This window comes from Pararhodobacter zhoushanensis, assembly GCF_025949695.1.
GTDB classification, from domain to species: Bacteria; Pseudomonadota; Alphaproteobacteria; order Rhodobacterales; family Rhodobacteraceae; genus Pararhodobacter; species Pararhodobacter zhoushanensis_A.
The window spans coordinates 2,362,997-2,383,635 of the sequence record NZ_JAPDFL010000001.1; the positions used below are offsets into that span (position 1 = coordinate 2,362,997).

At 64.9% G+C, this 20,639-nt stretch carries 19 protein-coding genes; 7 read left to right on the forward strand and 12 right to left on the reverse strand.

What is annotated here, in order from left to right:
• The first annotated feature begins 10 nt into the window (after window positions 1–10).
• From nuoN to OKW52_RS11900, 5 genes are all read left to right on the forward strand, one after another.
• The gene (gene nuoN / locus OKW52_RS11880; protein WP_264505888.1) at window positions 11–1,450 is read left to right on the forward strand and encodes an NADH-quinone oxidoreductase subunit NuoN; all 1,440 of its coding nucleotides are present in this window, start codon (window positions 11–13) and stop codon (window positions 1,448–1,450) included.
• Window positions 1,440–2,183, forward strand: a complete 744-nt coding sequence (locus tag OKW52_RS11885; protein WP_264505889.1) for a biotin--[acetyl-CoA-carboxylase] ligase — start codon at window positions 1,440–1,442, stop codon at window positions 2,181–2,183. Before nuoN ends, OKW52_RS11885 begins: the two co-directional genes overlap by 11 nt.
• Before the next feature lie 15 nt (window positions 2,184–2,198).
• Window positions 2,199–2,978: a type III pantothenate kinase gene (locus OKW52_RS11890; protein WP_264505890.1), complete on the forward strand. Its 780-nt coding sequence runs from the start codon at window positions 2,199–2,201 to the stop codon at window positions 2,976–2,978.
• Window positions 2,975–4,648 (forward strand): ribonuclease J, encoded by a 1,674-nt coding sequence (locus OKW52_RS11895; protein WP_264505891.1) that lies wholly within the window; start codon window positions 2,975–2,977, stop codon window positions 4,646–4,648. The genes OKW52_RS11890 and OKW52_RS11895 overlap by 4 nt, the downstream gene beginning before the upstream one ends.
• 72 nt (window positions 4,649–4,720) lie before the next feature.
• On the forward strand, window positions 4,721–5,779 hold the full coding sequence (locus OKW52_RS11900; protein WP_264505892.1) for a FliM/FliN family flagellar motor C-terminal domain-containing protein: 1,059 nt from the start codon (window positions 4,721–4,723) through the stop codon (window positions 5,777–5,779).
• A gap of 14 nt (window positions 5,780–5,793) precedes the next feature.
• Here the strand turns inward: OKW52_RS11900 and OKW52_RS11905 are convergent, their stop codons facing one another.
• The 11 genes from OKW52_RS11905 to OKW52_RS11955 all read right to left on the reverse strand — a co-directional run bounded on the left by OKW52_RS11905 (window position 5,794) and on the right by OKW52_RS11955 (window position 18,167).
• Window positions 5,794–6,534: an ABC transporter ATP-binding protein gene (locus OKW52_RS11905; RefSeq protein WP_264505893.1), complete on the reverse strand. Its 741-nt coding sequence runs from the start codon at window positions 6,532–6,534 to the stop codon at window positions 5,794–5,796.
• Entirely contained in the window at window positions 6,531–7,313 is a 783-nt protein-coding gene (locus OKW52_RS11910) for an MlaE family ABC transporter permease (RefSeq protein ID WP_264505894.1), read from the reverse strand. Before OKW52_RS11910 ends, OKW52_RS11905 begins: the two co-directional genes overlap by 4 nt.
• On the reverse strand, window positions 7,310–8,353 hold the full coding sequence (alr, locus tag OKW52_RS11915) for an alanine racemase (protein ID WP_264505895.1): 1,044 nt from the start codon (window positions 8,351–8,353) through the stop codon (window positions 7,310–7,312). Before alr ends, OKW52_RS11910 begins: the two co-directional genes overlap by 4 nt.
• A 259-nt stretch (window positions 8,354–8,612) precedes the next feature.
• Window positions 8,613–9,428: a c-type cytochrome gene (locus tag OKW52_RS11920; protein WP_319800467.1), complete on the reverse strand. Its 816-nt coding sequence runs from the start codon at window positions 9,426–9,428 to the stop codon at window positions 8,613–8,615.
• 103 nt (window positions 9,429–9,531) lie between these two features.
• Window positions 9,532–9,990, reverse strand: a complete 459-nt coding sequence (locus OKW52_RS11925) for a c-type cytochrome (protein WP_264505897.1) — start codon at window positions 9,988–9,990, stop codon at window positions 9,532–9,534.
• A 154-nt stretch (window positions 9,991–10,144) separates the two neighbouring features.
• The gene (locus OKW52_RS11930) at window positions 10,145–11,458 is read right to left on the reverse strand and encodes a 3-deoxy-D-manno-octulosonic acid transferase (protein ID WP_264505898.1); all 1,314 of its coding nucleotides are present in this window, start codon (window positions 11,456–11,458) and stop codon (window positions 10,145–10,147) included.
• 63 nt (window positions 11,459–11,521) lie between these two features.
• Window positions 11,522–12,316: a carnitinyl-CoA dehydratase gene (locus OKW52_RS11935; RefSeq protein ID WP_264505899.1), complete on the reverse strand. Its 795-nt coding sequence runs from the start codon at window positions 12,314–12,316 to the stop codon at window positions 11,522–11,524.
• Window positions 12,313–14,301, reverse strand: coding sequence for an acetate--CoA ligase family protein (locus tag OKW52_RS11940; protein ID WP_264505900.1), 1,989 nt, complete (start codon window positions 14,299–14,301; stop codon window positions 12,313–12,315). Before OKW52_RS11940 ends, OKW52_RS11935 begins: the two co-directional genes overlap by 4 nt.
• Before the next feature lie 318 nt (window positions 14,302–14,619).
• A complete protein-coding gene (locus OKW52_RS11945; RefSeq protein ID WP_264505901.1) occupies window positions 14,620–15,783 on the reverse strand; it encodes an acyl-CoA dehydrogenase family protein in 1,164 nt (387 codons plus the stop codon).
• A gap of 67 nt (window positions 15,784–15,850) precedes the next feature.
• Window positions 15,851–17,242 carry a carnitine 3-dehydrogenase gene (locus OKW52_RS11950; protein WP_264505902.1) on the reverse strand — a complete coding sequence of 464 codons (1,392 nt, stop codon included), beginning with the start codon at window positions 17,240–17,242 and terminating at the stop codon, window positions 15,851–15,853.
• A gap of 10 nt (window positions 17,243–17,252) precedes the next feature.
• Window positions 17,253–18,167 (reverse strand): BKACE family enzyme, encoded by a 915-nt coding sequence (locus tag OKW52_RS11955; RefSeq protein WP_264505903.1) that lies wholly within the window; start codon window positions 18,165–18,167, stop codon window positions 17,253–17,255.
• 69 nt (window positions 18,168–18,236) lie between these two features.
• On the opposite strand from OKW52_RS11955, the gene OKW52_RS11960 reads away from it, so the two are divergent.
• Together OKW52_RS11960 and OKW52_RS11965 are read left to right on the forward strand one after the other, a co-directional pair.
• On the forward strand, window positions 18,237–18,941 hold the full coding sequence (locus tag OKW52_RS11960) for an AraC family transcriptional regulator (protein ID WP_264505904.1): 705 nt from the start codon (window positions 18,237–18,239) through the stop codon (window positions 18,939–18,941).
• Window positions 18,925–19,209, forward strand: coding sequence for a helix-turn-helix domain-containing protein (locus OKW52_RS11965; RefSeq protein ID WP_264505905.1), 285 nt, complete (start codon window positions 18,925–18,927; stop codon window positions 19,207–19,209). The genes OKW52_RS11960 and OKW52_RS11965 overlap by 17 nt, the downstream gene beginning before the upstream one ends.
• A gap of 124 nt (window positions 19,210–19,333) precedes the next feature.
• Here OKW52_RS11965 and tyrS read toward each other — a convergent pair whose 3' ends face one another.
• Entirely contained in the window at window positions 19,334–20,584 is a 1,251-nt protein-coding gene (tyrS, locus tag OKW52_RS11970; protein WP_264505906.1) for a tyrosine--tRNA ligase, read from the reverse strand.
• Window positions 20,585–20,639: the final 55 nt, after the last annotated feature.

Here is a 20,639-nt window from a genome sequence, read left to right on the forward strand (position 1 = left end):
GCCCGCTCCGATGACCTCGGTTGATCTTTCGATCGCGCTGCCCGAAATCCTGCTGTCGCTCTGGGCGATGGTGGCGCTGATGGCGGGCGCTTACTTTGGCAAGGACCGGCTGGCGCAGGCCCTGACCTGGGCGACGGTGGCGGTGCTCATCCTGCTCTCGGTGCTGATCGGTGTGCAGGAGCCTGTCTCGCAAAGCGCCTTCGGCGGCCTGTTCGTCGAGGATGCCTTTGCCCGCTTCGCCAAGATGGCCATTCTGCTGGCCGCCGCGGCGGTGCTGGTGATGGGCATGGACTATCTCGAACGCACCAAGATGATGAAGTTCGAGTATCCGATCCTTGTCTCGCTGGCGACGGTCGGGATGATGGTCATGGTCTCGGCGCAGGATCTGATCACGCTCTACATGGGGCTGGAACTGCAATCGCTGGCGCTTTACGTGCTCGCCGCCTTCCGCCGCGACAGCGCCAAGGCGACCGAGGCGGGTCTGAAATACTTCGTGCTGGGCGCGCTGGCTTCGGGCCTGCTGCTCTATGGCGCGTCGCTGGTTTACGGCTACGCGGGCACCACCCGGTTCGAGGGGATCGCCAGCGTCGTGCAGGGCGATCACCTGCCGGTCGGTCTGCTGATGGGGCTGGCGTTCATGCTGGCGGGTCTGGCGTTCAAGATCTCGGCGGTGCCGTTCCACATGTGGACGCCCGACGTGTATGAAGGCGCACCCACGCCGGTCACCGCCTTCTTCGCCACCGCGCCGAAAGTCGCGGCGATGGGGCTGCTGGCCCGGTTGGTGTTCGACGGCTTTGGTCAGGCACCGGGCGACTGGGGCCAGATCCTGGGCTTCCTTGCTGGTGCGTCGATGGTGGTCGGGGCGATTGGTGCGCTGGGTCAGCGTAACCTCAAGCGCCTGATGGCCTATTCGTCGATCTCGCACATGGGCTTTGCCCTGCTGGGTCTGACCGCCGGGACCGAGGCAGGCGTCAAGGCGACGCTGCTCTACATGGCGATCTATGTCACCATGTCGGTCGGCGTCTTTGCCTTCATGCTGACCATGCGCCGGGAAGGGCGCCCGGTGCAGAGCATCGACGATCTGAACCTGCTGTCCAAAGCCCAGCCGGTACAGGCGCTGGCGCTTCTGGTGCTGATGTTCTCGCTGGCCGGTGTGCCGCCGTTGATCGGCTTCTGGGCCAAGTTCGCCGTGCTCGCAGCGGTGATCGGCTCGGGCTATGTGGTGCTGGCGGTGATCGGGGTGATCGCCTCGGTGATCGGCGCGTTCTATTACCTGCGGATCGTGTATTTCATGTACTTCGGTACCGAGATCGACCCGCTGGACGATGATGGCGCCCCGGCCCAACGCTGGCTGACGCTGGCTGCCGCTGCGGTCACCGTGTTGGGCGTGATCAACCTGTTCGGGATCGAGGGCGCGGCCGCCGTCGCGGCGCAGGCGCTTGTCAACTAACCCGGACTGGCCGCAGGGCCATGAACGGCTGGTGCTGTCCGAAACGGACAGCACCATGGCCGAGGCCCTGCGCCGACTGCCTGACCTCAAAGCCCCGACATGGATCCTTGCCCTGCGTCAGACCGCCGGGCGCGGGCGTCGGGGCAGGGCGTGGGTCGACCCCTCGGGCAATTTCGCCGCAACGCTCCTCCAACGTCTTGACGAACCGCCACAACAACTGGCGCTGCGCTCTTTCGTGGCGGCACTGGCGCTGCACGAGGCGCTGATGGGGCTGACCGGGCTTGAGGCGGGGTTTGCGCTGAAATGGCCCAATGATGTGCTGCTGAATGGCGGCAAGCTGTCGGGCATCCTGCTGGAAAGCCCGGGGCAGGGTGTCTTGTCGCTGGGCATCGGCGTGAACCTGCGTGCCTCACCCCCGGCGGACCCTGCGGCCGCCTTTCCCCCGGTCAACCTGCGCACGGAAACCGGTCTGACAATTCAGCCCGAAGCGCTGCTCGATCACCTCGCGCCCGCGTTCGCGACCTGGGACCAACGCCTGCGCACGTACGGGTTCGACCCGATCCGCACCGCTTTCCTGCAGCGGGTCACGCGGCTGGGCCAGACCCTCGTCGCCCGTACGATGACCGAAGAGGTGCAAGGCACGTTCGAGACCATCGACGCCACCGGGTCGCTGGTGCTGCGCACCGCACAAGGCCCGCGCGCCATCCCCGCCGCCGATATCTTCTTTCCCTGATCCCTGAGGATTGCCATGCTGCTCTGCATCGACTGCGGCAACACCAATACCGTCTTTTCCGTCTGGAACGGCTATGACTTCCTCGCCACCTGGCGGACGGCAACAGACCACCGGCAGACCGCCGACCAGTATTTCGTCTGGCTCTCGACGCTGATGAACCTGGGCAAGATCGACGCCGATATCACCGAGGTGATCATCTCTTCAACGGTACCCCGCGTGGTGTTCAACCTGCGTGTCCTGTGTGACCGCTATTTCGGCTGCCGTCCGATTGTCGTGGGCAAGCCTGACTGCCTGCTGCCCGTGCCGCCCCGCGTCGATCAGGGCACCACCGTCGGTCCCGACCGTCTGGTCAACACGGTCGCCGGGTTTGACCGCCATGGCGGCGATCTGATCCTGGTGGATTTCGGCACCGCGACCACCTTCGATGTGGTCGACAGTGACGGCGCGTATATCGGCGGGGCCATTGCGCCGGGGGTAAATACCTCGCTCGAGGCGCTGCACAGCACCGCTGCGGCGCTTCCGCACGTCGATGTCACCCGCCCGCAAAGCGCGATCGGCACGAATACGGTTGCCTGTATGCAGTCTGGCATCTACTGGGGGTATGTCGGCCTGGTCGAAGGCATCGTGCGCCAGATCAGGATCGAGCGTGAACGGCCGATGCGCGTGATCGCGACCGGCGGTCTGGCACCGCTCTTTGACCAAGGAACCGAGATCTTCGACTCGGTCGAGGACGATCTGACGTTGCATGGCCTCGTGCTCATCAACCGATACAACAGGGAATTGACGACCGCATGACGACCAGAGACCGTTTGATCTATTTGCCGCTGGGTGGCGCCGGAGAAGTGGGCATGAACGCCTATGTCTACGGCTATGGCCCCAAGAACAATGAGCGGTTGATCCTGGTCGATATCGGGGTAACCTTTCCGGACATGGACGGCACGCCCGGCATTGATCTGATCACCGCCGATATCAGCTGGCTGGAAAAGCGCCGGGACCGTCTGGACGGGATCTTCATCACCCACGCGCATGAGGACCATGTCGGCGGGCTGGGGCATCTCTACAGCCGCCTGAAAGCCCCGGTCTATGCGCGCGATTTCACCGCGCGGATCGCGGCCAAGAAGATGATGGAGGCGGGGCAGCCCGTCGACAAGATCATCACGCTGGGCAAGGGTGAGGTGGTTGAGCTGGGGCCTTTCAAGGTCTCGTTCCTGCCCATCGCGCACTCGCTGCCCGAAGCCTCGTCGATGCTGATCGAAACGCCGGCGGGCCGTCTGCTGCACACCGGCGATTTCAAGCTGGACATGGCGCCCGGCGTTGGCGATCCCTTCGATGAAGACCTGTACCGGTCGCTGGGCGACAAGGGCGTCGACGTGATGGTGTCGGATTCGACCAACATCTTCTCGCCGCATCCGGGCCGTTCGGAAAGCTCGCTGCCGCAGGCGATCACCGATCTGGTCAAGGGCGCGCCCGGGCTGGTGGTGGCGACCACCTTCGCGTCGAACGTGGCACGGGTGCGCACGCTGGCCAAGGCCGCGCGCGCGGCCGGGCGCACCGTGTGCCTGCTGGGCCGCGCGATGCAGACCATGGTGCGCACCGCGACCGAGGCCAAGCTGCTGCATGACTTCCCGCTGGTCGTCAGCGCGGAAGAGGCCAACGAGATCCCGCGCGAGAACCTGATGCTGATCGTCACCGGCAGTCAGGGTGAGCGCCGCGCGGCCTCGGCCCAACTGGCGCGGGGGTCGTATCTGGGCTTTTCGTTGAAAGAGGGGGATCTGTTCCTCTTCTCGTCGATGACCATTCCCGGCAACGAGCGCGACGTGCTGCGCATCGTTAACGCCCTGTCGGAAAAGGGCGTTGATGTCGCCGATAACAGCCAGGGCATTTACCACGTCTCGGGCCATGCCAACCGCCCCGATCTGGAGCGCATGCACGAGCTGGTGCGCCCCAATGTGCTGATCCCGATGCACGGCGAACACCGTCATCTGCGTCAGCACGCCATGCTGGCGCAGAAGCGCGGCATGATCTCGGTTATTGCGCCCAATGGCACGATGCTGGACCTGACCGGGCCTGAGCCCAAGGTGGTCGAGCATGTGGACACGGGCCGCCTTTATATCGACGGCTCGGCGATCTATGGCGCGATGGACGGCGTCGTGCGTGAGCGCATCAAGATGGCGCTCAACGGCATGGTGCTGATCACGCTGGTCATCGACGAAGAGGGGCAACCGCTGGGCGACCCTTGGGCCGATTGCTCGGGTCTGGCCCGGCAGGGGCGGTCGAATCGGGCACTCAACGAGGTGATCGAGGACGAGCTGGCCGAAGAGCTGGAGCGCACGGGCCGCAAGGTTCTGGCCTCGGATGACCGTCTGACCGAGGTGATCCGCCGCCGCGTGCGCAACTGCTGCGTCGATGAGATTGGCAAAAAGCCTGAAGTGATGGTTGTCATCAGCCGCCTGTCCGACGCGTAAGATAAAGCGACGACTGGCAAGGGTTTTTTAACACCGGCCTGCGATCTTGCATCACGTGCAGGAAACCAGGCCATGACCCTTTTAGACCGCGATCCGGTGCTGCGGCGCAAACTGTCGCCGCGCACCCCGCCCGCCGAGGCTGAGCCCCCCGTGGTTCTCGGCCCCGCGCCGACACTGGTGCGCGCCTTTGGTCACGCGGTGTCCTCGGGCGCGCCGCTCGTCGCTGAGCAGGGCGCGGTGCATCGCAAATCTGCCTCCTTGGCCGAGTTGCTTGATGGCATCGCACCAGAGGCCTTTGTCACCTTGCTGGGCCCCACCAGCGCCGGGCCTGCGCTGGCGCTGATTGATCTGGACGGGTTCATCACGTTGATCGAGGCGATGACCATCGGTCGTCTGGGGGCAAAGCCGCCGGGACCGCGCCGTCCGACCACCACAGATGCAGCCTTGTTGTCCGAAGTGATCGATACCACGCTGATCGCGCTGGGGTCGGATGATCCCCTTTCCGCCCTGCGCTGCGCGCGGCCTGTGCCGGATCACCGGTTGCTGCCGATTCTACTGGATGAAGCCGATTATGATCTGGTGGCGCTGACGGCAACGCTGATTTCGGGCACCGTCACGCGGCCGCTGCGGTTGATGCTGGCGCTGCCCCGTCTTCCGGAAATAGACCCGGTCGAAGCCGAGGCCTTGGGCGCAGAAGCGGTCAAGGATTGGTCCAACGCGCTGGAAGAGGCGGTTCTGCGCGCGCCGGCGGCGCTGCGCGCGGAACTGGGCCGCGTCACGTTGCCGTTGGCCAAGGTGTTGGAGCTGGGGGTCGGCAGTGCGCTGGAGCTGCCGCTTTCCAATCTGGAAGAGGTGCGTCTGGTGGCGCTGGACGGCACGCCGCAAGCCATTGGCCGGTTGGGTCAGACGCGGGGCATGCGCGCGATACGTCTCACCGGCTGGCCGGGCGGGATGCCACAACACAGCATGATCGACGCCGCGCCGCCTGTCCGCGTTGGTGCGGGACTGGGTGCGGGATTGTCGCCGCCAGCAAAGCTGTCCCTGCCCACCGACACGGCCGAGGAAGAACCTATGGTCTTCCCGGCAATGGCGCCGATGGCCGCCCTCAGCCTGGGGGAGGATGACGAATGACCGTGACGGGGCGTTCAGCGCAGGGTCGGGATCGGCCCTGTGGTGCGGCCTTCGGTGAACTGGCGCATCACCGGATCATCGGTCGTCAACGCTTCGTCGGTGGTCCCTTGCCAGTAGAACCGTCCCTCATGCAGCATCGCCACCCGGTCCGCGACATCGCGCAGGGTGCGCATGTCATGGGTGATGGTCAGGGCCGTCGCGCCCATTTCTGTGACGATTTCGCGGATCAGCGCGTTGATCACCGCCGACATGATCGGGTCCAGCCCCGCCGTCGGCTCGTCAAAGAACAAGACTGGCGGATCGCCGGCGATGGCCCGCGCCAGACCGACGCGTTTTTGCATCCCGCCCGACAGTTCAGCCGGGAACAGATCAGCCGTGGCCTTGTCCAAGCCAACGCGCGCCAGTTTCTCGATCGCCAGCGCCTTCGCCTCGGGGGCGCGCAGGCGTCCCGGCCCGCGCATCAGGCGAAAGGCGATGTTTTGCCAGACAGGGATCGAGTCAAACAGCGCGGCCCCCTGAAACAGCATGCCCACCTGCGCCGCCAAGACCTGCGGACGCGGATTGCGCAGGCCCGCCACTTCGACCGAGCCGCTGTCGGGGCGCTCCAGCCCCAGCAGGCATTTCAGCAACACCGACTTGCCGGTGCCCGAGCCGCCGATGACCACCAGACTTTCGCCCTTGGGCACATCAAACGACACGCCGCGCAGAACCTGCTTGGGCCCGAAGCCCTTGAAAAGATTGTCCGCGCTGATCATGAGGTGAAGAACGCCTCGGTCAGCAGGTAGTTTGAGGCAAGGATCAGCACCGATGCCAGCACCACCGCCGATTTCGTCGCCTCACCCACACCCTGCGCGCCACGGCCCGAGTTCATGCCGAAATAGCAGCCAGACAGGGCAACCAGAAACCCGAACACGGCACCTTTTACCAGGCCCGAGCCGATGTCCCAGAATTCAAGAAAATCGAGCGTGTTGGCCAGATAGGTCGGACCATCAAAGCCCAGCCGGGTCACGCCAACCGCATAGCCGCCCAGAATGCCGATGGAGTCACCGACGACCACCAGAACCGGCATCGCAAGCGTCGCTGCCAGCAGGCGCGGAACGGTCAGATATTGCATCGGCTCTACGGCCAGCGTGCGCAGCGCGTCGATCTGCTCGGAAACTTTCATCGTGCCGATCTCGGCCGCAATGGAAGACGCCACGCGCGCCGCCACCATCAACCCGCCCAGCACGGGTCCCAATTCGCGCACCATGCCGATGGCGGTGATCGACGGAACGGCGAATTCGGCGCCATAGCGCGCGGAGCCTGCAAAGATCTGCAACGCCAGCGCGGCACCGGTAAACAGCGCAGTCATGCCGACAACGGGCAGTGACAGCCAGCCGATCTGGATCAGTTGCGCGCCCAGTTCGCGCAGGTGAAACGGCGGGCGAAGCATCCAGCCGACGGCTTGTCCGGCGAAGCCGACGAAGCGACCCAAGGCACCCAGCACCCCGGCAAAGCTCCGCCCGGTTGCTCCCAGCAACGCAACAGGGCTCATGCCCCGTGGCCCACATAGCGACGGCGATAGCGCCCGCCCAGCGAGGTGAGGATCTCATAGCCGATGGTTCCGGCGACCTCGGCCAGCGCGTCAACGGTCTGGTGCGCGCCCAGAATGTCGAGTGCATCAGGCTCAACCGCCAGACCGGTCACGTCGCAGGTGATCAGGTCCATCGACACGCGCCCGACAACCGGGCAGGGCGTGTCACCGGCCCACAGCGTCGCTTTGCCCGACAGCGAGCGCAGCAGCCCGTCGGCATAACCTGCCGCAACCGTGGCGATGCGCGACGGGCGCGTGGCAACCCAGGTGCCGGAATAGCCGACGGCCTCTCCGGGTTCGACATCGCGGACCTGAATGATCGGCAGCGACAGCGTGGCGACCGGGTACGCGTCGTCATACGGTGCGCCGCCATAAAGCCCGATGCCCGGACGCGTTATGTCGAAATGATAGTCGCGGCCCAGAAGGATGCCACCGGTCGCCGCCAGCGAGCGCGGCGCGTCGATGCCGCTGGTCATGCGGGTAAAGGTTTCAAGTTGCTCGGCGTTCATCACATGGAGCCGGTCGTCGGCGCAGGCAAGGTGCGACATGATCAGCTGCGGACCGGCCTGCAGGACCATGGGGCGCACGGCCGCCCATTCAGCGGGCTCCATCCCCAGACGATTCATACCGCTGTCAAGCTGAACGCCGAACGGGTGCCCGGCCAAGGCCTCGGCATGGCGCACCATCTGCTCGGCCGAGTTGATCAGCGGGATCAGGTTCAGGTTGCGCAGGCTCTGCGTGTCGCCCGCCATATGCCCGGAAAACACAAAGATCCGCGGACCTGTGCCCAGTGCCTTGCGCAGCGTCGCCCCTTCTTCGGCCAGCGCGACGAAGAAAGTGCGCGCACCCGCTTCGGCCAGACGCTGCGCCACCGGGCCGATGCCAAGGCCATAGGCATCGGCTTTCACCGTCGCCCCGGTTTCGGTTTCGGACAGGCGCGACAGCGCCTGCCAATTGGCGGCGATCGCGTCGAGATCGATGGTCAAACGTGCGGCTGTCATGCCCGTTGGTTTCCCGTTCCGGCCCGCTCAAGTCAAGCGCGAAAGCAGGCCCGGCACAGTTCCGCCGAGCTTGTCTCAAACTCGCCCAAAAGTGACCCGATTTTTCATTGAACCTCTTGAGGTCAAGGCGCGACCCATAGATGTACACCGTGCGATTCGAACCCGGATCGTGCAGCACCCAAGGACAGGCAAATGTCGACCACCGCTCGTAAATCCGCCCCTCAACCGGCACCCAAGCAACCGCGCCCGACGACGCGCTTCACGGATTGGGCGATGATCTGAGCGTCACCAGATAAGCCCCGATCGCAGCGCGATCCTGGGCCGAAATCCGGCTGGTGTTCGCAATGACACCAGCCATTTCACCTCCGGCCGTATCAAATTCGGGGGTGAAGCCTGTCTCAAGATAGGCGGTGATGTCGAAAGCGCCCCAGCCTTGGGGCGGCAGTGCAGGGATCCGGCCCTGGCCCACAGGATTGGGCGCTCCGGCCAGCCAGTTTGCGCGGTCCAGACCGCCCAACGCATCGCGCGGGGTGTGGCATTCGCCGCAATGGCCCAAAGCCTCGACCAGATAGTGACCGCGCGCTTCCACCGGATCGGTGGGAACGGGTCGCACGAAATCAGTATTGAAATTCAGCAGCTTCCACATGCCGACCGCCCGGCGCATCGAAAATGGAAAGCTCACGTCATGCGCGCGTGACGGTGTCGGGTCGGCAGGCAGGGTCTGCCAGAACGCCCACAGATCAGCGACGTCGCCCGGCGTGGCGTGGGTATAGGTCGTGTAGGGGAAGGCGGGATAGTAGTGTGCACCGTCGGGCGAGACGCCTTGGGTGACGGCTGTGGCGAAGTCGGTCAGCGTCCATGCGCCGATGCCCTGTTGCGGGTCCATCGATATGTTGGGTGCATAGAACGTGCCAAAGGGCGTTGCGAAGTCGTGCCCGCCGCCAAGGGTCAGCCGCGCTTCGGTCGGGGCGTCAACACCGATACCCGGTGCCGTGTGGCAGCTGGCGCAGCCGCCTTGCCAGAAAACCGCCTCGCCGCGCGTGGCATCGGCGTCGTGGGACGTGAGCGCTGCCAAAGTTTCCTCTGGCAGCGCCGATGGCCGGGTCAGGACCCAAAAAACGCCCCCACCAACAGCGGCGAGGACAATGGCGCCTTGTACCAGCCGTTTCATCATCGGCTTATTGCGGCTGACGGAAGGACTGGTGGCAAGCGCCGCAGGCGCTGCCCAAGGGCCCCATCGCGCCCTGAAGCGAGGCCAGATCGGTGCCGGCGGCGTTCATCATGGTTTCGGTCGCGGTTTGCAGCGCCATGAAGTCTTCGCCAAAACCCGCCATGTCATCCCAGATCGCGGGCAGGGCGCGGGTGCCTTCGATGCTCATGCTGTCGGTGCCGGCAGGCCACATCCGGGCCGAACCCGAGCGTGCCAGATGGTACAGGCTGGTCGCCGCCGAGCTGGCCGCGTCGGCATCATAGGGCATGCGCGCCTGCGCCATCGCGCCCAGCACGCCGAGGTTATAGGCGTAAAGATCCATCAGCGCCTGACGGGCGTGGACATTGGGGTCGACCTCTTGGGCCGAGGCAAGGCTGGGGAAAGCAACAGCGGCGGCAAGGGCCAGTGCGGCGAAACGGCTGGTCATTGGAAATCTCCCTGGAGTGTAATCTGGGTAGTGTGGCATCGTGCAGGATACGCATGAATTGCGCAATGCTGCGGTCGCGAATGCGTGATCAATCCGCACTCCATGCACAGAGTCTGTGACCTGATGCACAATCGGACGGGCGGCCTCGCGGCGCTCAGGCGGGTTTCAACTGGTCCAGATCCCGCAGCAGATCACCCATCAGCGCGACGACCATCGTCAGCGGGTGCATGTTCTCGGCGTGAATCCTGGCGGCCCCGGCCAGATACGGGGCGCGGAAAGCCGGATCTTGAGCGGCTGTGACAGCCTGCGCCATCTCGGCGGCGCTGGCCACTTCAAGCGCGCCGCCTTCGGCGTGCAGGCGCCCGTAAACATGCGCAAAATCGCCGATCTGCGGGCCGTGCAGCACCATCACCCCCAGCGCGATGGCTTCGAACGGGTTGTGACCGGTCAACACCAAGCCCTCAACCGGCATTGAACTGCCTGTGTAAGCGACCGGCGTCAAACGATACCAAAGGCCCATTTCGCCAATCGTATCAGCGATATAGACCAAGGTTTCCGCTGTGATCTGATCACCGCGTGACCGCCGGGCGATCGCTGTTGCCGGAAACAGAGCCCGCGCTGCGGCTTCGGTCTTGTCGGCTTCGGCCTTTTGGCGCGGAGCGATCAGCATCAACAGATCCGCCACCTGCGCGACGGCCAAGGCCTGCGCCTGCATCAACTGTGGTTCTTCCGCCGATTTGGTCGACGCCGCCAGCCACACAGGCCGCGTGCCGATCGCAGCCCGCATCGCCGCGCGGTCCTCGGGCTTGTCGGGAAGCGGATCACTGGCGGCCTTGAGCACGCCCATCAGCTGCATTTTCTCTGCCGGTGCGCCCAGATCCTTGAACCGCTCCAGCGAAACCGCGTCCTGCACCAGAATCTGATCGAACATGTTCATCAGATAGCCATTCGTCGCGGCAGCCTTGCGCCGCCGGTTATAGCGCCGCTCGGTCACATGGGTGTTCAGCAACACCATCGCCAAGCCGGCGCGCTTGGCGTGCATCAGCATCACCGGCCACATATCGGCCTCGGCCACGATCAGGGCGTCGGGGTGCCAATGCGCCATGAACCGCCGCACCGCGCCGGGGTAATCGGCTGGGGCATATTGGTGCACCACCCGCTCGGGCAGGCCACGCTGTGCCAGCGCCTGCGCCGAGGCCACGGTGTGGGTGGTCAGCAAAATGCTCAGATCAGGGTGCGCTTTGGTCAGCCGGTCCAGCAGCGTCACCAAGGATTGCGCCTCACCGACCGAGACGGCGTGGAACCACAACAGCCGTCCGGTGGGCCGGGGCAGGGTGACATACCCGCGCTTTTCGGTTACGCGCGCCGAATCCTCCCGCCCTTTGCGCTGGCGCAGCCAGAGCACAGTGCGCCAGAACGGGGCCGAGACGGCGGCAAAGCCAAGATACAGGCGCAAAAGCAACGGCATGGTGCAAAGACCCTTTCGCCCGTTTGACTAGCGCCCGGGCGGCGGGGTGGCAAGGGTTGCGCCTTACCGCCCCCGCCAGACCGGATCGCGCTTTTCGGTAAAGGCGATCTGCCCTTCCTTGAGATCCTCGGACCCATAGAGCCGGTCGACTGTCGGAAACTTGCGCCCGGTGATCCGGTCCAGGGCCTCCTGAAAGCGCATCGCTTCGGCTTCGCGCACGACTTCCTTGATCGCGGCATAGACCAGCGGCGGGCCGCTTTCCAACAGCCGTGCCAGCTCCCACGCTTTGTCAAGCAGTTGATCCGGCGCGCAAATCTCGCGGATCAAGCCCCATTGTCTGGCCTCGTGCACGTCGAACCACCGCCCGGTGAGCAGCAGGTCCATGGCGACGTGATAGGGAATGCGCTTGGGCAGCTTGATCGAGGCGGCATCGGCCACCGTGCCCGAGCGGATCTCGGGCAGCGCGAAGCTGGCCGTTTCGGAGGCAAGGATCAGATCGCAGCTCAGCGCCAGTTCCAGCCCGCCGCCACAGCAGATCCCGTTCACCGCAGCGATCACCGGCTTGTTCAGATCGGGGAGCTCCTGCAAACCGCCGAAGCCGCCCACGCCGTAATCCCCATCCACCGCGTCGCCTTCGGCCGCGGCTTTCAGATCCCAGCCGGGGCAAAAGAACTTGTCACCCTCGGCGCGTAGGATCGCGACACGGAGCGCGTCGTCGTCGCGAAAACCCGCGAAGACGTCACCCATGATCCGGCTGGTCGCCAGATCAATCGCGTTGGCCTTGGGGCGGTCGAGTGTAACCTCCAGAATGCCCCCCTCGCGCCGGGTTTTGATCGGTCCCGTGGTCACGTCTTTCATGCATCCCTCCAGATGACGGCATCGGCAGCGACAGCGCCGTTTGTTTTGACGATCAAGGGGTTGACCTCAATCTGGTGCAAGCCGGTATCGGCCTGCATCATCGCCTGCATGCCCAGAACGGCCGTGATCACAGCCTCGGTATCCGCCCGGGGCCGTCCGCGCCAGCCATCGAGCAAAGGCCAGAGTTTCAGGCGCCGCAACGCGACACCGATGTCCGCGCCGGTAACCGGTGCGATCAGCGTCACCGTATCGGCGATCAACTCTGCCGTCACGCCGCCAAGCCCCAGCGTCAGCGTGGCACCATAAACCGGATCGCGGCGCAGGCCGATGAGCAACTCTGCCACACCGCCCTGAACCATCTCTTCCAACAAGTAACCCTTCGCACCCGGCATCTCGGCCTCGGTGCACGGGTTGGTCACGCCCAGACGTACCGCCCCGGCCTCGGTCTTATGTGCAAAGCCAAGGCCTTTCAGAGCGAAGGGCGCACGCAGGCCTGACGTGTCCAGCGCCGACAGCGTCGCCGCCGTCACCCCCTTGGGCACCGCCACGCCAGCCCCCGCGAGCGCGGCCTTCGCTGCCGCTTCATCCAGCATCCGCGCCTCACGTGTTGGCATCACCGGCCAGGGTCGCCACCCGGTATGTCCGGCCGGCACTTGCAGCGCCGCGAGTGCCTCGAGCGCTGTTTCCAGCCCCATCAACGGTACGATGCCCCGGTCAATCATCGCGATCGCGCGTGTTTCGTCAAAATTCTCGGGCAGCGAGGCGACCGGGAAAGCCGGTTTCCCCGTTACCGCCTGCGCCGCTTCGATCGCGGCGATTGCAGGCTCGAAGCTGGAGGGGTCGCAGCGGTCTGGGCGCGGGGGATCAATGAGGAAGAGGCCGGCGTCATAACCATCGAGCATGGCGGTGAAAACCTCGGTGGTCTTGGGCCCGTCTCCCCAGATGAATGTATGGTAATCCAGAGGGTTGGCGAGCGTCACCAACGGGCCGAGCACCGCACCCATGCGGGCCTTTTGTCCCGCGCTTGGTGGCTCGAACGCGATCCCCGCTTTGGCACCCAGATCCGCGACCAGCCCGGCCTCGCCGCCCGAGCAGGACAAAGAGCACAGACGCGTGCCCATACCGGGGCCGTGCACGTGCAGGACCTTGAGCGCTTCGATCAGCGCCCCCAAGGTGGAAACTTCGGCAACCCCGGTCTGGCGCAGATAGGCAGCGCTCGCGGCACCGCTTCCGGCAAGCGCTGCCGTGTGGCTGGTCGCGGCAGCGCGCGAGGCCTCGGTCTTGCCCGACTTTACCGCAACGATGCCCTTGCCCGCCGCCCGCGCGGCCTCTGCCAGCGCCGCAAAGCCTGCAGCATCGTCGAAGCCCTCAACATAAAGCCCCAGCGCCGTGACCCGAGGGTCCGCCAGCACTGCCGCCGCCAGTTCGGCCAGCCCGACCTGCGCGGCATTCCCCAGGCAGGCGACATAGGCCACCGGCAATCCGCGCGCCTGCATGGTGAGGTTGATCACGATATTCGACGACTGGCTGATCAGCGCCACACCGCGCTCAACCCGCCGTCCGCCGTGCTGATCGGGCCACAGGAGCGCACCGTCGAGGTAGTTGATGACGCCGTAACAATTCGGCCCCAGGATCGGCATCGCACCCGCCGCTGCGACAAGCGCGGCTTGCAGCGCGGCATCGCCGGTCTCTTCCCAGCCGCTGGCAAAGCAGATCGCGCCGCCAGCCCCCATGGCCGACAGGTCTGCGACCACATCAAGCGTCGCGTGACGGTTCACGCCGACGAAAACGGCATCCGGTGCCTGCGGCAACTCTGCCAGCGACCGCAAGCAGCGAACGCCCGCAATCGCGTCGCGTGTCGGGTGGACCGGCCAGACCGGCCCGTCGAACCCCATCTTGGCGCATTGCGTGATGACATTCGCCGCCCATCCGGCGCCGAGCACGGCGATGGAGCGCGGTCTGAGCAGGCGCGACAGATCTCTCATCCCCGACACCCGCGCCAAGAGGCGTCCGGGCAGGGGGGCCGTCTGCCCCCTCTTGGCCGATGGCCAATTCACCCCCGAGGATATTTCGGGACAGATGATATCGCGGCTTTGTCGCCCGGTCCCCAGCCAAGGGAACCGGGAAACATCACCTGTCGCGGTCAACGGCATCCCTGCCTGTACCGCCCCGCTATCATGGGGACAAAAAGTAAACATTTCGCTCCATCATCTGTCTGAAAATATCCACGGGGGAATTCCAAAGGGGGGCGCGTGCGTCCCCCTTTGGCGAGGGGGTTCGGGGGGCGAGGAGCCCCCCGATCTTCAGCCGCCGACCGAGCGCAACAGTTCGCGTGAAATGATATGCCTCTGGATTTCGCTGGTGCCTTCCCAGATCCGCTCGACCCGCGCATCGCGCCAGATCCGCTCCAGCGGCAGCTCGTCCATCAGCCCCATACCACCGTGGATCTGGATCGCTTCGTCGGCGATCATCGTCAGCGCCTCGGTCGCCTTGAGCTTGGCCATCGCCATATCGGCATCGGTCACGCTGCCTTGATCAAATTTCCATCCGGCCTCGAGCGTCAGCAACTGTGCCGCCTTCAGTTCCAGCGCCATGTCGGCCAGCTTGAACGAGACCCCCTGGAACTTGCCAATCTGTTGGCCAAACTGTTTGCGCTCGGCGGCCCAGTTCAGCGCGTGACCCAGCGCGCGGTCGGCGCGGCCAAGACAGGTGGCAGCGACCTGCAGGCGGGTGGCGCCGAGCCATTGGTTGGCGACATCAAAGCCGCGATGCACCTCCCCCAGAACATTCTCGGCAGGCACGCGGCACGCGTCGAACTCCAGCACTGCGTTGGAATAGCCGCGGTGCGAGACGTTGCGGTAGCCGTCGCGCACCGTGAATCCCGGCGTGCCCTTGTCGACGAAGAATGCCGTGATGCGCTTCTTGCGCCCGCGGGCGGTTTCTTCTTCTCCGGTCGCCATGAAGGCGATGGTGAAACCCGCAATATCGGCGTGGCTGATGAAATGCTTGGTGCCGTTGAGCACCCAATCCCCGCCGTCCTGCCGCGCCGAGGCGGTCATTCCACGCAGATCCGAACCCGCACCGGGTTCTGTCATTGCCAGACAATCCCAGGTCTCGCCCCGAATACAGGGCATCAGGTATTTTTCACGCTGCTCGGGCGTGCCGGCCAGCAGGATGTTGGACGGGCGCGCAACGCAGGTCCAATGCAGGGCATAGTTGGCGCGTCCAAGCTCGCGCTCGTAGAGTAACCAGCTGAGCGTATCGAGGCCGGCACCGCCGAACTCCTCAGGCATGTTCGCCGCGTAAAGCCCTGCGTCCATAGCCTTTTTCTGGATCTCGCGGATCAGCTCCATCGGCAGATGGCCGGTTCTTTCCACCAGTGCTTCATGTGGATAAAGCTCGGTTTCGACAAAGGCGCGAGTCGTCTCGACAATCATCCGCAGTTCGTCTGACAGTCCGAAATCCATCAGCTTTTCCTTTGTCCGACATGGCGGCCTGCGGTATCCGGGCGCGGCAGCGCGGCGTGGGCCTCGACTAAGGGACGCAGACGCGCCAGAACCTCGGGCCTGGCCGCGCAGGATTTCCCGCGGCCATATCGACATGCAGCAGCATTTGCTCGATCGAGGCGACCAGCGTCTCGCCACGCTCGATCCGGATGAACAGATGCAGCCGTTTGTCGTCAGCCGCCAGCACCTGCACCGAGCCGGTCAGCCGGTCGCCGAGCTTCGCTTCCCCGGCATGCATGATGTGGCTTTCGGCGGTGTAGTAGCTGAAACCGCCTGCGACATAGTCCATGCCGGCGCCGATATGCCGAAGGAACGCATCGCAAGTCTCTGAGGACGCAAACAAATAGCGGCTCTCTGTCATGTGCCCGTTATAGTCGATCCAGCCCGGCAGCACCTGCATATGGGCCAGCACCAACGGTGCTGCGCTGTCCGGTGTCGGGTCCGGCGCGGTCACGCGGCGGCGGGCGTCATGCTCCAGCAGCACTTTTCCTGCGCCCCAGTTGCTGTCCTTCAGCACGCGCAGAAAGCCGATCAGGTTGCGGTCGCGGATGCGTTCCAGCTCGCGGATCGTGTGGTGGCCGGATTGCGCGTCCGACTGACCGGCGATCAGATCGACCAGTTCGTCTGTGAACTCAGGCACATCCATCAGCTTGGTCCAGGGCCAGCTCAGGCAGGGGCCGAACTGCGCCATGAAGTGCTTCATGCCTGCCTCGCCCCCGGCCACGCGGTAGGTCTCGAACAGCCCCATCTGTCCCCAACGCAGGCCAAAGCCCATGCGGATGGCCTCGTCGATTTCCTCGGTGGTGGCGACGCCGTCCTTGACCAGCCACAGTGCCTCGCGCCAGACGGCTTCGAGGAAGCGGTCGGCGATATGGGCGTCGATCTCCTTGCGGATGTGCAGCGGGAACATACCGATCTCGCGCAGGATTTCCTTCGCTTCCTCAATGCGTTGCGGATCGTTCTTTGGCGACGGGACAATCTCGGCCAGTGGCAGCAGATAGACCGGGTTGAACGGATGCGCGACGAAGATCACCGCCGGGTTCGCAGAATTTTCCTGCAATTCCGATGGCTTGAAGCCGGACGTTGACGATCCGAGCAGTGCGTCGGGCGCAGCCTGCTGGATTTGGGCGAACACGCGGTGTTTCAGGTCCAGCCGCTCGGAAACTGATTCCTGAATATAGTCAGCGCCTTGCACCGCGTCTGTCAGCGTTTCGGCGAATGTCAGATGTCCCTCGGCGGGCATCGGTACATCGGCTAGTGCCGGCAATGCCGCGCGGGCGTTGGCAAGCACCTCGCCGATCTTGCGCGGCGCTTCGGGGTCGGGGTCGAACACCGCGACGTCCCAGCCCGAGAGCAGGAAGCGCGCGGCCCAACCGCCGCCGATAACGCCCCCGCCGATGATTGCTGCCTTGCGTGCCATATCCGTCCCCTCAGCGTGCCAGCGGCGCGCGTTTTTCCAAGTTCAGCCGGGTGCGCACCTCGGCCGGTGTGATCACACGCGCGCCCATGCCCTCGATCACGCCAACGGCACGTTCGACCAGTTGCGCGTTGGTGGCCAGCACGCCCTTGTCCAGCCACAGGTTGTCCTCAAGCCCGACACGCACGTTCCCGCCCGCCAGTACCGAGGCCGCAACATAGGCCATCTGGTTGCGCCCCAGCGCGAACGCGGACCAGTGCCAGTCGGCAGGAACGTTGTTCGCCATCGCCAGAAAGGTGTTCAGGTCATCCGGTGCGCCCCACGGCACGCCCATGCACAGCTGCACCAGCACCGGGTCTTTGATGATGCCCTCGGCGACAAGCTGTTTGGCGAACCACAGATGGCCGGTGTCAAAGGCTTCAATCTCGATCTGGACGCCCGAGGCGGTCATCCGCGCGGCCATGTCGCGCAGCATGCCGGGGGTGTTGACCATGACGTAATCGGCCTCGGCAAAGTTCATCGTGCCGCAATCGAGGGTGCAGATTTCGGGGCGGCACTCGACCACATGCGCGACGCGTTCTTCCGCCCCGGCCATATCCGAGCGTTGTGACATGCGGTTCATCGTCTCGGTGCCGTCGAACAAAAGGTCGCCGCCCATGCCCGCTGTCAGGTTCAGCACGACATCCGTACCCGAATCGCGGATGCGTTCGGTCACTTCGCGGTAAAGCGCCGGATCGCGCGAGGGGGCGCCGGTCTCGGGGTCGCGGACGTGGCAGTGCACCACCGCCGCGCCGGCCTTGGCGGCGTCGATGGCGCTGTCGGCGATCTGTTGCGGCGAGCGGGGCACGTGCGGGCTGCGGTCCTGCGTTCCGCCCGAGCCGGTTACGGCACAGGTGATGAAGACCTCACGGTTCATGGTCAGCGGCATGGTAAACTCCCTTGTTGCGATCAGCGTAACAGGCTTGCGGCGCAGGACTTGGCGATTTACGAAATGAATATGGCCATTCCCGCAACGATTTTTGCCCCGTCCACGCAGCCGCTCGACATTGCGGTGCTGGTTTTGCCGCGCGCTTCGATCCTCGAGGTGGCCTCGGTGCTCGACCCGTTGCGCGCCGCCAACCGGCACCTGGGGCGCGAGGGGTTTCGCTGGCGTGTGATCACACCTGACGGCCAACCTGCGCCGCTAACCTGCGGCATCGAGCTGCCCGCACGCGGCGGGTTGGCGGCGGCAGAGGGTGCGGATGTGCTGATCGTCATCGCCGGGTATTCGCAGGCCGAGGTGGTCACGCGCAGCCTGCTGAGCGGGCTGCGGCGGGCGGCGGGGCGGTTCCGGGCAATCGGTGGCGTTGATGCGGGGCCTTGGGTGCTGGCGCGGGCCGGGTTGCTGGACGGGCACCGGGCGACGGTGCATTGGGAGGATCTTGAAGATTTTTCCGCCGCATTCCCGGCGGTTGAGGTGGTGCCGGACCGCTTCGTGCTCTCACGCAACCGCTTTACCGCAGGCGGGGCCGTGCCCGCCGCCGATTTGATGCTTCACCTGATCGGAACACGCTGCGGTGCGGGCGTGGCAGGGCGCGTCGCGGATCTCGTTCCTGTTCGAGACCCGCGCCGATGGCGCCCGCCCGCAACGCCCGGGCCTGCTGCCGGGCGCGCGCGATCCGCGCCTGTCGGCGGCGTTGACGCTGATGAGTCAGCATTTTGACGAGCCGCTGTCGCTGGAAACTGTGGCGGCGGCGCAGGGCGTCGGCGTGCGACGGCTGGAGCAGCTGTTTCGCGACGGGTTGGGGCAGGGCCCGGGGGCCGCCTATCTGGAGCTGCGCCTGCAGGCGGCGCGGCGGATGATGGCGGACACGACGCATCCGATTCAGGAGATTGCGCTCAGGGCTGGTTTTGCCGATCGGTCAAGTTTTTCGCGGGCGTTTCGCCGGCGTTTCGGCGTGGCACCAAGGGTGGCGCGGTCCGGGCATTAGATGCGGGCGAACGGGGAAGGGCGTGAGGATAACTCCTCACGCCCTTTAGTTTATCAAAGAAAATTGTTATCTTAACAGCAGCTTATGGCAAGCCGTATTTGCCAGACAATTAAACGTCTGTCATTCAATCCAGCGCGACCAGAGCATGCCGCTTGCGGCCTGCCGTCAGTTTCAGCGGCTCTGACAGGTCCTCGGCCTTGATCATCAGACCGGCATCCGTCAGCGCCTCATCATTGAGCCGCGCGCCGCCCTCGGTGATCAGCCGTTTGGCGTCCTTGCCCGATTTTGCCAGGCCAGCGCGCACGAAAAGCTGCGCGACGGACACGCCTTCGGCGGCCTCTTGGGCGCTCAGCACCACACGCGGCAGATCGTCACCGGTGCCGCCCTGCTCGAAGACTGCGCGGGCGGTGGCTTCGGCGGCCGCGGCCGCCTCGGCGCCATGACACAGCGCCGTCACTTCATTCGCCAGGATCACCTTGGCCGCGTTGACCTCGGACCCTTCAAGCGCACCCAGACGGTCGCATTCGTCCACCGGCAGTTCGGTGTACAGCTTCAGGAACCGCCCGACATCGGCGTCGGTGGTGTTGCGCCAGAACTGCCAGAACTCGTAGGGCGACAGCATGTCACCGTTAAGCCAGACCGCGCCGCCTTGGCTTTTGCCCATCTTTCGGCCGTCCGAGGTGGTCAGAAGTGGCGTCGTCAGGCCAAAGATCTGCGCATCCTGAACCCGGCGGGTCAGGTCGATGCCATTGACGATATTGCCCCATTGGTCCGAGCCGCCCATCTGCAACAAGCAGCCGTAGCGGCGGTGGATTTCAAGGAAGTCATAGGCTTGCAGGATCATGTAGTTGAATTCGAGAAAGCTGAGCGACTGCTCGCGGTCGATCCGCGACTTCACGCTTTCAAAGGACAACATCCGGTTGACGCTGAAATGCCGCCCGATATCGCGCAGGAATTCCAGGTAGTTCAGGTGATCCAGCCATTCGGCATTGTTCAGCATGATCGCGTCGGCAGGCGCGTCGCCATAGTCGAGATACTTGGCGAATACCTGCTTCATGCTGGCGATATTGCCGTCGATGGCTTCAGTGGTCAGCAGCGGGCGCTCATCGGCGCGAAACGACGGGTCACCGACCTTGGTGGTGCCGCCGCCCATCAAGGTGATCGGCTTGTGCCCGGTCTTTTGCAGCCAGCGCAGCAGCATGATGTTCAGCAGATGGCCGACATGCAGCGACTGTGCTGTCGCGTCGTAGCCGATATAGGCTGGCACCACACCGGCCATCAGCCGGTCATCGAGGGTCTGCAAATCGGTGCAATCGGCCAGAAAGCCGCGCTCGATGATGATGCGCAGAAATTCGGATTTGGGTTGGTAGCTCATTTCGCTTGTCCTCGGCGCGCGGGTCGGGCTGTCTATAGCGCGAAGGCCGCACGAA

Bases quoted from the DNA above. Each gene is read 5' to 3' on its own strand.
- nuoN (WP_264505888.1), top strand. From the start codon at position 11: ATGACCTCGGTTGATCTTTCGATCGCGCTGCCCGAAATCCTGCTGTCG.
- OKW52_RS11890 (WP_264505890.1), top strand. From the start codon at position 2,199: ATGCTGCTCTGCATCGACTGCGGCAACACCAATACCGTCTTTTCCGTC.
- OKW52_RS11895 (WP_264505891.1), top strand. From the start codon at position 2,975: ATGACGACCAGAGACCGTTTGATCTATTTGCCGCTGGGTGGCGCCGGA.
- OKW52_RS11900 (WP_264505892.1), top strand. From the start codon at position 4,721: ATGACCCTTTTAGACCGCGATCCGGTGCTGCGGCGCAAACTGTCGCCG.
- OKW52_RS11905 (WP_264505893.1), bottom strand. From the start codon at position 6,534: ATGATCAGCGCGGACAATCTTTTCAAGGGCTTCGGGCCCAAGCAGGTT.
- OKW52_RS11910 (WP_264505894.1), bottom strand. From the start codon at position 7,313: ATGAGCCCTGTTGCGTTGCTGGGAGCAACCGGGCGGAGCTTTGCCGGG.
- alr (WP_264505895.1), bottom strand. From the start codon at position 8,353: ATGACAGCCGCACGTTTGACCATCGATCTCGACGCGATCGCCGCCAAT.
- OKW52_RS11925 (WP_264505897.1), bottom strand. From the start codon at position 9,990: ATGACCAGCCGTTTCGCCGCACTGGCCCTTGCCGCCGCTGTTGCTTTC.
- OKW52_RS11930 (WP_264505898.1), bottom strand. From the start codon at position 11,458: ATGCCGTTGCTTTTGCGCCTGTATCTTGGCTTTGCCGCCGTCTCGGCC.
- OKW52_RS11935 (WP_264505899.1), bottom strand. From the start codon at position 12,316: ATGAAAGACGTGACCACGGGACCGATCAAAACCCGGCGCGAGGGGGGC.
- OKW52_RS11940 (WP_264505900.1), bottom strand. From the start codon at position 14,301: ATGAGAGATCTGTCGCGCCTGCTCAGACCGCGCTCCATCGCCGTGCTC.
- OKW52_RS11945 (WP_264505901.1), bottom strand. From the start codon at position 15,783: ATGGATTTCGGACTGTCAGACGAACTGCGGATGATTGTCGAGACGACT.
- OKW52_RS11950 (WP_264505902.1), bottom strand. From the start codon at position 17,242: ATGGCACGCAAGGCAGCAATCATCGGCGGGGGCGTTATCGGCGGCGGT.
- OKW52_RS11955 (WP_264505903.1), bottom strand. From the start codon at position 18,167: ATGCCGCTGACCATGAACCGTGAGGTCTTCATCACCTGTGCCGTAACC.
- OKW52_RS11960 (WP_264505904.1), top strand. From the start codon at position 18,237: ATGGCCATTCCCGCAACGATTTTTGCCCCGTCCACGCAGCCGCTCGAC.
- OKW52_RS11965 (WP_264505905.1), top strand. From the start codon at position 18,925: ATGAGTCAGCATTTTGACGAGCCGCTGTCGCTGGAAACTGTGGCGGCG.
- tyrS (WP_264505906.1), bottom strand. From the start codon at position 20,584: ATGAGCTACCAACCCAAATCCGAATTTCTGCGCATCATCATCGAGCGC.